Genomic DNA, 12,731 nt, shown 5'->3' with positions numbered 1-12,731 from the left:
TCACAAATTATGCAACTTAAAATTACTTATATCACTTATATGGTTTAAAAAATATTATTTCAATCCTTCAATCAGGGCGTTTAGCGCTTGAGTATCAAAAACAGTATTATCGCTTCTTTTGAAAATCCCGAAACCGTTGTTTCCAGTACTTCCTTCATCCCAATAAAAAGGCAATAAACCATTTGCTTTGGCTTGTTTGACAACTGTCTTTAAATAATATGCTCTTGAATTTAAATGCAAGGTCAAGGCATCGCCCGTTAAGGTACTTCTGCGAATTGCACCAAATTCTCCCAATAAAACAGGAATTCCTTTGTCGACAAATTGGCTTTTCATTAGTTTGAAATTTTTCTCTAAATCAGCTTCTTCTCCCCAGCTTGCGTTTCGTTCCGTATCTGTTGCCGAGTGAAAACCTGCTCCCCAATAGTAGAACATTTTGCCCCAGGTTTCATCTTTGGTTAAACCCGCAAAATTCCATGGAGCATAATAATGAACTTCTATCATCATTCGGCTCACGGCTTTATCCGTTGGAAGCGTCAGCATTAATTTATTTGTTTTTTCAATGTCTGTCGTTGGTCCTTGAACTACTAAAGTACGATATGCGTTTTTACCGCCAGTAGAACGAACAGCATCAATAAAAGTTTGATGATATGACGTTAAAACTGCCATCTGAGCTGCGTCTTCAACCGCTGGTTCGTTGGCACTGGCAAAAAGCAAATGCTCGTCAAATCCACGTAAGTGTGTTGCGATTTGTTCCCAAAAAGCTTTTTGTTTGGCGTTGTTTTCTGTTTTTTTGGCTTCGGTAATGTTATTTTCGAGCCAGCCTCCGTCCCAGTGAATATTAACTACAACATACATATCATTATCCACACAATACTGAACGACTTCTTTTACGCGATCCAGCCATTCTGTTTTTATCTGTGCCGTTGTACTGTTTGATAAATATTGGTTCCAAGAACACGGAATTCGGATAGCATTAAAGCCATTAGCCTTAACCGCATCAATTAATGCTTTTGTAACTTTTGGATTTCCCCAAGCCGTTTCACCGCCGGTTGCTTCTAAAGTATTTCCGATATTCCAGCCTATTTTTATTTTTGCTGCCAATTGAACGGCTGTACTTCCCATTCCGCTTGCATCTGCAGCAATTGGATTTGTATTATAACTTGGGTATAAACCAACAACTGGCGCTGTATTTTCTGGATCTTTATCAGAACTGCATGCCCAAAGGCTTAAAAAAGACAAGCACAAAATCGCACTAAACAAGGAACTCTTAACAGTGTTTTTCATGTCGCTGGATTTTTTTACTTAATTGTTACAACAATTTCTTTTTTGATATCTCTAGAAGAATTTCCAATTTTCAATGTGTATTTTCCTGATTCAACTACCCATTTCTTAGAAGCTACATCATAATATGCCAATTCTTTAGCTGGAATTTTAATGGTTACTGTATTCGAACCGCCAGATTTTACTTCTACTTTCTTGAATCCTTTTAATTCTTTTGCAGCACGCGTTACTTTTGAATCTGATTTAGACGCATACAATTGCACTACTTCTTTTCCATCTACTTTTCCAGTGTTTTTTACATCAACAGAAACGGTGATGGTTTCATTAGCGTTATAAGAATCTTTATCTGCTTTAGCATTATCGAAAGCAAAAGTGGTGTATGATAATCCGTATCCGAAAGGATATAAAGGCGTAACATTTTTAGTATCAAACCAACGGTATCCTACCAAAATTCCCTCAGCATATTGAACTGTTTTTCCACCAGGGAAACTGTTAGTTGCATGTGCAGGAGAATCCATAATATTTTTAGGCATCGTCCAAGGCAGTTTTCCTGACGGATTTACTTTTCCTAATAAAACGTCTGCTAAGGCATTTCCGCCTTCAGAACCATTAAACCAGCTCCATACTAGTGCTGAAGATTTTTTGCTCACTTCGTTAATATCAAAAGGAGCTCCCGCAATCATAACGACAATTGTTCTTGGGTTTACTTCTAATACTTTTTTAATTAATTCTTCCTGTCCAAAAGGTAATTTCAAATTTCTGCGGTCAGAAGCTTCGGTTTCATAATCACGGTTAGAACCAGCAAAAATGATCGCTACATCTGATTTTTTTGCTGCCTCAATAGCTTCTTGAAATTTAGCTGGATCTAATTGGTCAATTGTTACTGGACCATTTAGCGTAATATCTCCTAATTTTCCTTTATTTTTCTCGTCGTAACGCTCAAGATATCCTTCAGCATAATTGATTTTGATTGATGAAGGCAGTCTGTTTTTCAGACCTTCTAAAGGCGTTACTTCTCTCTTTGTTTTTACTCCAGCGCCAAATCCGCCAAGAGCATTTTTCTTCATTGCATTGTTTCCAATTACCGCAATAGATTTTACTCCGTCTAATTTTAAAGGCAATGCATTATTGTCATTTTTCAATAAAACGATTGCTTCTGCAGCAATTTTGTAAGCATCTTGATAATGTGCTTCAGTAGAAATACTTCCTTTCACACGGTCTTTGCCTCCCATTGCTTTTACTTGAAATAATACGCGCAAGATTCTTTTTACGTGTACATCAATTTCTGCTTCTGAAATTTCGCCCGCTTTTGCAGCGGCGATTAATTTATCTGCCAAGAAAAATTCATTGAATGGTTTTGGAGTTCCCATTTCAATATCTAAACCGCTGTTCAATGATTTTACGGTAGAATGAACGGCAGCCCAATCTGAAACTACAACACCTTTAAATCCCCATTCATCACGAAGAATTTTATTCAGCATATAATCATTCTCGCATAAATATTCTCCTCTAAATTTGTTGTAAGCGCCCATTACGCTATATGCATGAGCCTCTTTTATAGAAGCTTCAAAAGCTGGAAGATAGATTTCACGAAGCGTACGCTCGTCAATTTGTACATCTACAAAATCACGATTGGTTTCTTGATTGTTTGCTGCGAAGTGTTTTACGCAAGCCATTACATCATTATCTTGTAAACCAACGATTAACGGCACTGCAATTTTTTTATTTAAAAACGGATCTTCGCTCATATATTCATACGTTCTTCCTCCAAGCGGCGTTCTCACAATATTAATTGCTGGCGAAAGCAGCATGTCTTTGTCTCTGGCACGCAGTTCCTGACCAACGCTGTTCCCAAAAGTATAAGCCATTTCTGTATTCCAAGTTGCAGCTAAACCGCCTCCGGCTGGATAATATGTTGCAAAATCATCTTTTAAACCTGCTGGAGCCCAATTGTCACGCGAAATTTCTTCACGAACTCCTAGAGGTCCATCAGCCATTTTTAGTTCTGGAATACCCAAACGTTCTACAGCGCCCGTACTAAACATACTGTTACCGTGCAGCATTCCAATTTTTTCCTCAAGTGTAAGCTGAGAAACAAGTTTATCAATTTCTGCATCAAATTCAGAACCTAGTTCTTTTCCTTGATGTTCTTCTGTCTGTGCCGAATCAGCATTTGAACTTTGTACGTCTTTTTTACAAGAAGTAAACAACGCAAAAGCCATAGCAACTGAGAGGTATATCATTTTATTTTTCATACTTGATAAATTATTTATAGTTTTTTTGTGGTTATTGATAGTTTATTGTTTTACAAAATTGAAAAAGACAACATCATTTTCATTAATCTTAAAATCTTTGCTAAACTTGCCTTTTGAGTCAATACTTACTTTTTCAGTCGCAAGCAAATCACCATTATTTTTTTCTTTGATCGTTTTTACTTGATTGGCTGTCAGCTGAGTTGGTTTGCCCATTGCCAGATAATCTGCGAAAGCATCATTGACTTTATATCCAACTTTGTAGATCTCTAATTTATAATTGCCTTTTGCCAAACCTTCAACTTCAATTTTAATACTTCCCTTTGGTTTTGATGGCAAATCCTGAACATAATAGGTTTGATTGTTGACAGAATCTCCTGGATGCGTGTTTGTAAAATCCCAAAATAATAATTGAACATCTCCTTTTGCATTTTTAGAAGCCCATGAAGAAGTGTCTTTGTTTTGAAGTTCTGTTTCTCCTAATTTATTTAATAAATAATAAGAGAAATAAGCTGGTTTTTTAATTCCCTGCGTATTCAATAATCCGAATCCGCCATGAAAAGGCGTGAATCGTGGCCCAGCTTCTTCAAAAATATCAGTAAAAACCCAATATGACATGGAGTTTGCGGCATTGCCAACTTGTTTTAATTTTTGCAAAATATAAGCAGCTGAATGATAACTGTCGTGAATAGGATCTGCTGGTGTATAAGATGAACTCCATTCTGTATAATGCAATTCTAATTTTGGCTTAGCCGAATTTGAAATCTGTGTACGTGAGTTGATAACATCACCGCTGATACTTGATTCATCTTTATTTAAAACGGTTCCTGTTGTTCCAAATTCATCTAAAAACCCTTGTTTTACTCCATAAGTATGTGTCGAAATAAAATCTAACGCAACATTCTTTTTTGCACAAAAATCAATTGTTTCCGGAACCCAAGCTGCTCCGGCAGTTGCTGGCCCGCCCACTTTATAAGCAGTATTTACACTTTTTATTGCGCGTGCGCTGTGCTCGTATAATTTAAAATATTCATCCTGAGTGCCCGTCCAGAAACCTGGAGATAAGTTAGGCTCGTTCCAAACTTCAAAATACCAAGTTTTTACTTCATCTGCTCCATAACGTTCTGTAAAATGCTGTGTCAGATTGCGAATTAAATCTTCCCATTTTTTATAATCTTTTGGAGGCGTAACATTTCCTCTCCACCAAAAAATCGTCTGACTTCCACTGGCCAATGCCGATGGCATAAAACCCAATTCTACAAAAGGTTTCATTTTTATGCTTAAAATAAAATCATACAAAGCATCAATATATTGGTAATTGTATTCTGGATTTCCTTTTGAATCTTCTCTGTAAACGGCCATATCATCAGACAATAAACCATGCATTCTGATGTATTTAAAATCACATTCTTTTTTGACCATTGCCAATTGCTGCTGCCAATCGGCGCGCAAACCCTCATTGGCTCTTCCGGCGCCAATACATTCTTTAAACATGGTGTTTAATTTTCCTGCCTCTTTCTTATAATCAACTTTTATGATTCGATTTTCAGCATTATTGTTTTGTCCAAACAAATTAATATTGATTAGAATTACTGTAATAAATAGTATTGCTGAAAAATTTTTCATCTGATTTTTTTATTTCCTAACAGGTTTTCGAAACCTGTTAGGTATTGTTTTACCGATCCAATATTCAAATTAATTTTAACGTCTCTGATTTAATACCTAAAATGTTTTGGAAACCTGTTAGGATATTTAAAATCTAATCTTTGCGTTTGACAATCTATAAATTACAATTTTTTAAATCTGATTGCTGTTCCTCCAGCACCGCCTAAATGTAATTTTAATGAATCTGACGCTTTAACTGTTTTCTTAGAAATTGCTATAGCAGACGGATTATGTGTTTCATCAGTTCCTTCTGCGTCAGCATAAATCTGTGCTTCGTAAGTTGCATTTGGGTCTAAAAATGATAAAGAAACATTTACATCTCTTGCATTTTCATTTGTAATAGTTCCTAAATACCAATCGGCACTGTTTCTGTCTTTACGAACTGTTGTAATATATTGCCCAATTGATCCTTCTAATACTTTAGTATCTTCCCAATCTGTTGGAACATCTTTTAAGAATTGCAATGCTGGTTTTCCTTCGTAGTTCTCAGGAAGATCGGCCATCATCTGGATTGGCGCATAAATTGTTACATACAAAGCCAATTGCTGTGCAGCCGTTCCGTGCACTCTCTTTCCTGGAAAACCTTGTTTTACCTCAACATCAAAAATTCCCGGAGTAAAATCCATTGGTCCAGAAAGCAATCTTGTAAACGGAATAATTGTTAAGTGATTTGGCGGATTTCCTTCGCTCCAAGCGTTGTATTCCTGTCCTCTTGCCGCTTCTCTAGAAACCATATTTGGAAAAGTTCTGCGCTCTCCGGTGTCTTTTATTGATTCGTGATATAAAACTGCTAAATCATATTGCGCTGCTTTTTCTAAAATATATCTGAAATAGTTTACCCCAAATTGTCCGAAGTGGTTTTCTTTCATGTTTAATTTAGACCCCACATGGCCAATTTTAACCGAGTGCATTCCTAATTTTTTATATAATGCAAAACCTTCGTCAACTTCTTTTAAATAATTAATTAAGTTAGAACCTGTTTCGTGATATCCAATTAGTGCTACTCCTTTTTTATTTCCGTAATCGACTACTTTTTCTAAATCAAAATTATCTGCACTTTTGGTGAAACTGAACATGTGCATGTGATTTTCATACCAAGCCGGCGTCCAGCCTTTGTTCCAGCCTTCGATCAATAAATGGTGAAACCCTTCTTTTGCCGTGAAATCGATATATTCTTCTGCATGTTTGGTTGTTGCGCCTTGTTTTTCGCTTTCCCAAAAAGTATATTTCCCGATATGCATTCCCCACCAAATTCCGAAGTATTTATACGGTTTAAAATAGCTTGTGTTTTTTAATTTATTTGGTTCGTTTAGATTTAAAATCAAATAAGAAGTAATTAAATCTGCTGGGGTTTCTCCAATTTGAAGCGTTCTCCAAGAAGAGGTAAAAGTGTCTTTTACGCGTACTTTTACTCCGTCAGCCCAAGGCACTAAATCTGATTTAAGTTGTGTTCCTTGTGTGTTTACCAAAGTCATACTTGCAAAATCTACCAAGTTTGCTTCGTGAAAACTCAAGGCCAATCCGCTTTTGCTTTCAATTGTAAGCGGTGTCAAAACAGTATCTAAAGTACTTACTGCTGCATCTTTAAAAAGATATTCGTCACGGTTTTCTCGGTTTGCCGGAATCCACCATGCTTTTCCATCTTCTTTTAAGTTAAAAGTCGTTTTTTCATCCATAATGAAAATACTGTCTTTTACATTTTGTTTTGGATATACATATCTAAACGCGATTCCGTCATCGAAAGCACGAAATTGAATTTGCAGCTTTCGTTTGTTGCCAGTTTTTTGCTGTAAATCAACTACTAACTGATTGTAGTGATTTCTAATGTTTTTCTTTTCTCCCCAAACTTGTTCCCAAGTTTCATCAAATGTTGAATTCTTTACACTTTTGATTTCGAAATCTGAGCTTAAATTTTCATTTCCCTTTAATAAAAAACCCATATCCGATGGTGTAATCACTTCGGTTTTTCCGTGTGAAACAGCATATTTGGGAGCGTTTTTTACTAATTCGAATTTTATTTTATTCTGCCCATTAGGCGAAGCCAATTCGTAAGCATTTTTATTTTTCTGACTATAACCAATTGTAATTGATAATAATACAGCTGGAAGAACTAGATATTTTTTCATGTTTTCTTTCTTAATTCGTCTTTTATAAATCGGATGCGAAAATCTCATCCGATTTAAAAAGACTCAACTTAAACTAACTTATTTTTTATTCTGTTGGGATTATTTTTTCTGACAGAGTAAAGGATTTTAATGATTTCTTTAAATTCTGTGTTTATTTCTCTCGCAGATTTGGCAGATCGAGCAGATTTTTCAATCTTTTTAACTTGGCTAATCTGTGGCTATTTTTTTTAAAACACATAGAATCATAGCTCTTTGGAAACTTCAAAAAGGCGTTCCACTAGTTTAAACAAACATAGACTATGTGTGAGAAACTAGTTTCTTTCTAACTTCTTTTATTCACAAATAAAAACCTATGTTTCTATGTGTTTAAATATTTTTCTCGCAGATTTTGCAAATTTTAATCCTTTTAATCTGTACAATCTGTGACTAATTTTTTTATTTAACCCACTCCGTTTTAAAAGTGGTTTTTCCTGTCAATGCATTTGGTGTTACTTCAAAATTGTTTCCACTTTTTGTGACTTTTATTTCCTGAACTGCGTCGCCTTCTGGTAAAAATACTTTGGCTGTCGCCGAAGTTGTTTTGTCGCTTGCATATACTTTTAGCGTTAATTTACTCCAATCCATATCTTTTGTAGATTGTGCCAAAGCGATATGAGGCAATGCCGTTCCGTCTTTTACTAAAACTACAATTGGCACTTCGCCTGCTTTAATTTTATGCCATCCTGATTGGTATACTTTTTTAGTTTGATAATCAATCCAAGTTCCTTCTGGAAGATAAACATCTCTTTCTGTCACTTCTTCAAAAAGCGGTGCAACTAAAATGCTTGAACCAAATAAATATTCATTATCAACCAGCCAAGCTCCGGGATCGTTTGGATATTCTACAAATAAGGCACGCATCATTGGCAATCCTTTTTGAGAACTTTCTTTCGCTTGAGCGTAGATATAAGGCATCAATTCGTAACGCATATTATCTGCTTTTCTAAATCCTTCCAAGAAATCTTTACTGTACAACCAAGGTTCACGCGGAGGTTCGCCGTGGCTTCTTACGTGCGAAGTAAACATTCCGAATGGTGCCCATCTTCTGTATAAATTCTCCGGCGATTTTGTTGCAAATCCACCCACATCATGACTCCAAAAACTGAAACCGCTTAAACCTAATGAAAGTCCGCCTCTTAATTCTGCCGACATTGCACCGTTTGTAGTTTCAGCATCTCCGCCCCAATGTAATGGGTAGCGTTGCGATCCTGCCCAAGTACTTCTCGCCCAGATTAAAGTATATCCTTTTTCTTTTTGGGTAATTTCAGCAACAGCTTTATTGTATCTTAACGGATATAAATTGTGCTCGTAGAAACCTGTACGCCCTGAATGGTAAATTCCATCTGGTGGTGCAGCTTCTCCAAAATCTACTTTAAAAACAGAAACACCTTGATCGAACAAATGCTTTAATTTTGATTGATACCAAGTTACGGTTTCAGGATTTGAGAAATCTAAAACCGCGTCTTCATAAGGAAGATTTCCTTTGCGGTCTCTTACTGCAAGATTTTTATCCATGATTTCGTTGAATAATGTATTCTTTGGTGAGAAATAAGGCAACTGCCATAAACACACGTGAAAACCATCATCTTTTAAATCAGACATCATTTTTTGAGCATCTGGAAAACGATCTTTAGAAAACTCATAATTGTTTCTCCAATCTACATCAAACCAACCTGTATCAAAGTGAATAACATCTGTTGGGATTTTATATTTACGCAAATCTTTTGCTACTTCACGTCCTTCTTTTTCAGAGAAATACGTAATACGGCTCATCCAGAAACCAAATGACCAAAGTGGTGGCATTGCTGCTTTTCCGGTTAAATCTGTGTATTGGTCTAGAATATCTTTTGGTTCACCAATGAAGAAAAATAAATCGGCTTCATCATCTCCAATGTACATTTCGTTTGCGCTTCCGTAATATCTTCCAAAATCAACAGTAATTGGCGTTGAATGGTGCATGAAAACTCCGTAACCACGGCTGCTCATATAAAACGGAACAGGTTTGTACATTGTTTCATTCTGAATTCCGTTCGCATCATCTGTCCATAAAACTACTTTTTGACCGCGTTTGTTGAATTGAGTGAAAGATTCTCCACAGCCAAATATTTTTTCATCTGGCTCTAAACTGAAAGCCGCGCCCATACTTCTTGAATAATCGCTGTTTCTGCGCACATACGAGAACGGAAGTGTTGGTGTATAGGTATTTTTAAAATCAGAATCGTGAAGTGTACTCGTTAACAATTTCCCTGTTTCATCGTAAATTTTTACGTGCCAAGGTTTTGATAAAATCTCTACAACTCCATGTTTGCTGGTATATTTATGACCGCCTTCAATTTTAGAATATTTCCATAATTCTGGATGATTTGGCGCAACACCGTTAATCAGCATTAAAGACTCTTTTTCTGGATGAAATTGTGGTCCCGAAGTGGTTTTGATTCGGATAGTTCGATCTGAAACAAACTGAATTTCAAATGGCAAAACAGGAGATTCCGCATATTCCGTTGTTGGGAATTCATTTGCCTTTTCCACATCTGGCTTCATCATCATATTGTTGAAAGCCTGACGCGTTTTATAATTGTATCTCAAATATTTTATAGTTCCTTTTCCCGTTGCCGGATCAAAAGATGCTAGTTCATCAGCAAAATAAAAAGTGTTCAGATAGTTCTGAAAATCTTTGCTGATATCTATTGGAGCGTTTAATACATCTGCGTTCTGGATCTGTGCTGATGCTTTTGGCATAGCAAGAAATCCAAACATGAAGATGGAAAACAATACTTTTAGTTGTGTGTTTTTCATTTGTTAGTAATTCTATATGTTAGTTGTCCTAACAGGTTTTGGAAACCTGTTAGGAGTGTAAATTATTATTCTGCTGTAATTACGATCGTTGCAGGTTTTAATCCATTCGCTTTAGCGGTTAATTCTAATCTTCCTGATTTAGTATCCGACTGAACAATTACTAAACATTTCCCGTTAAGCGCAGTATGTTTTGAACCTTTGTACGATTCGTGACTTACTGGATCTCCGCTGCAGACTCCCACAATCTTTCCGTTTCCTTTTAAAGAAAAGTTAATTTCGTTATTTGCTTTTGGAGCCAAAGTTCCGTTTGCATCTAAAATATCGACTGTTACAAACGACAAATCATTTCCATCTGCTTTAATCGTACTTCTATCTGCTGTCAATTTTAAGTTTGATGGATTTCCAGCAGTTTTGATTTCTGTTTCTAAAACTGTTTTTCCGTTTTTACGAGAAACCGCTTTTAATGTTCCGGCTTGAAAAGGAACTTTCCAAATTACATGCAGCTCTTCTCCTTTTTTACTGCGAACTCCAACTGATTTTCCGTTTAAGAAAAGTTCAACCTCATCTGCATTATTGTAATAAGCCCAAACGTCTACGGTTTGTCCAGCTTTCCAATTCCAATGCGGAAACAAATGCAAAACTGTTTTATTCGTCCATTCGCTTTGGTACATATAATAAACGTCTTTCGGGAAACCAGCTAAATCTACAATTCCGAAATAAGAACTGATTGATGGCCATTCATAAGGAGTTGGTTCTCCGATATAATCGAATCCGGTCCAAATGTACATTCCAGAAAGATAATCGTGTTTTTTAATAATTTTCCAAGTTGCTTCGTGCGTAGAACCCCAAGGCGCCTGCACCTGATCATAAGCAGAAACAGTGTTTCCTGGATTTCCGTCTGTAAATTTAAGATCCCATCTTACTGGCCATTTTTTAATCGAATCTGAACTTTCGTCGTAATAACCGCGAGTTTCTAAAGCCGATGTTGTTTCAGTAGCAATAAATGGTGTTTTTGGGAAATTCTTCTGATGATATTCATACGTTTGATGGGCGTAATTATAACCAATAATATCTAAAGCACCAGAAGCTGCAATTTTATTGTATTGAACTGCTGCCTTATCAAACTGCAAATCGATACCATCAAGATTCATATTAACTGGCGGATTCATGGCAGCCGTTATCGGACGTGTTTTATCGTATTGACGTGTAATGCCTGCCAATTCTTTGGCAATTATAACACCGCTTTCGTCCCACTGCTGTGGAATTTCATTTCCAATACTCCACATAAAAATACTCGGGTGATTACGGTCTCGAAGCAATTGATCGATTAAATCTTTCTTGTGCCATTTATCCCAATCATTTCCGTAATCGTATTTGGTTTTAGATTGTTTCCACATATCGAATGCTTCATCCATGACAATGAAACCCATTTTATCGCAAAGATCTAAAAGTTCTGGAGCGGGCGGATTGTGAGAAGTTCTGATTCCGTTTACACCCATTTCTTTCAAGATTTCTAATTGTCTTTCGATCGCGCGCGTATTGATTGCAGTACCTAACGGGCCTAAATCATGATGCATACAAACTCCCTTAATTTTAACTTGTTTTCCGTTTAAAAGGAGACCTTTGTTTAAATCAAATTTAAAATCCCTGATCCCGAAATTAGTTTTGTATTCGTCTATAATTTGATTATCAACCGAAATTGCTGTAACTGCTGTATACAGTTCTGGTTTTTCAACAGACCATAAAACAGGAGTTTCAACTTCTGTTTGCTGCTTAATTGTTTGATTGGCATTTGCACCAATTGTTATATCTTGAGTAACCGATGCTACTTTTGTATCTTCTTTATAAATAGTTGTGGTTACAGTTGCTTTTTTTGAAGCTGCGTTTTGATTTTGAACAGTAGTTTCAAATTGTACCGAAGCTTTTTGAACCGTAACTTTTGGAGTTGTTACATAAGTACCCCATTGTGCAACATGCAATTTATCAGTGGTTTCGATCCAGACATTTCTAAAAATTCCAGAACCAGAATACCAGCGTGAATTAGGTTGTTTTGAATTGTCAACCTTTACAATAATTTCATTGTTTTTGTCTCCGTAATTTAAGTATGGAGAAATTTGGTATTGAAAACCAATATATCCGTTTGGACGTTTTCCTAAATAATGTCCGTTTACCCAGACTTCACTATTTCTGTAAACGCCATCAAAAATGATTGAAGTTACTTTACTGCTGTCTGCGGCATTTACTTTGAATGTTTTTTTGTACCAGCCTAAACCTCCGTTAAGCGCTCCGCCTCCGTATCCGGCAGGACTTTTTTCATCAAATTTCCCTTCGATGCTCCAATCATGAGGAACAGTTAAAGTTCTCCATTTTGTTGATGCTCCAATAGTATCTTTATCTGCAATACTATCATTTAAGTGAAAACTCCAATCTGAATTAAAAGAAACTTTTCGGTTGCTGAAAGCTTCTTCTTTTTTACTGCAAGAATTGAATATTATAATTCCTGCCAACATTACTAATGACAGCCCGCTCCTTAAATACTTTCCTTTATTCTTCATTTTGATATAATTTATAG

6 protein-coding genes are annotated in these 12,731 nt (G+C 36.2%); all 6 read right to left on the bottom strand.

Annotated elements, in window-relative coordinates:
- Nucleotides 1–54: 54 nt before the first annotated feature.
- Nucleotides 55–1,284 carry a glycoside hydrolase family 5 protein gene (locus tag IR010_RS13910; RefSeq protein ID WP_194570210.1) on the bottom strand — a complete coding sequence of 410 codons (1,230 nt, stop codon included), beginning with the start codon at nt 1,282–1,284 and terminating at the stop codon, nt 55–57.
- A gap of 14 nt (nt 1,285–1,298) precedes the next feature.
- Nucleotides 1,299–3,536, bottom strand: coding sequence for a glycoside hydrolase family 3 C-terminal domain-containing protein (locus IR010_RS13905; RefSeq protein WP_194570208.1), 2,238 nt, complete (start codon nt 3,534–3,536; stop codon nt 1,299–1,301).
- A 42-nt stretch (nt 3,537–3,578) separates the two neighbouring features.
- Nucleotides 3,579–5,159: a GH39 family glycosyl hydrolase gene (locus tag IR010_RS13900; RefSeq protein ID WP_194604668.1), complete on the bottom strand. Its 1,581-nt coding sequence runs from the start codon at nt 5,157–5,159 to the stop codon at nt 3,579–3,581.
- Nucleotides 5,160–5,320: 161 nt separating this feature from the next.
- Complete coding sequence (locus IR010_RS13895) at nt 5,321–7,324, bottom strand: glycoside hydrolase family 97 protein (protein ID WP_194570204.1); 2,004 nt, start codon at nt 7,322–7,324, stop codon at nt 5,321–5,323.
- Nucleotides 7,325–7,759: 435 nt separating this feature from the next.
- A complete protein-coding gene (locus IR010_RS13890) occupies nt 7,760–10,159 on the bottom strand; it encodes an alpha-xylosidase (RefSeq protein WP_194604666.1) in 2,400 nt (799 codons plus the stop codon).
- A gap of 65 nt (nt 10,160–10,224) precedes the next feature.
- A complete protein-coding gene (locus tag IR010_RS13885; RefSeq protein WP_194604663.1) occupies nt 10,225–12,714 on the bottom strand; it encodes a glycoside hydrolase family 2 TIM barrel-domain containing protein in 2,490 nt (829 codons plus the stop codon).
- Nucleotides 12,715–12,731 lie beyond the last annotated feature (17 nt).

The organism is Flavobacterium sp. MR2016-29, from assembly GCF_015350695.1.
GTDB lineage: Bacteria > Bacteroidota > Bacteroidia > Flavobacteriales > Flavobacteriaceae > Flavobacterium.
Note: the sequence above shows the minus strand (reverse complement) of the source record. Positions and strands in the feature narration are given on the sequence as shown.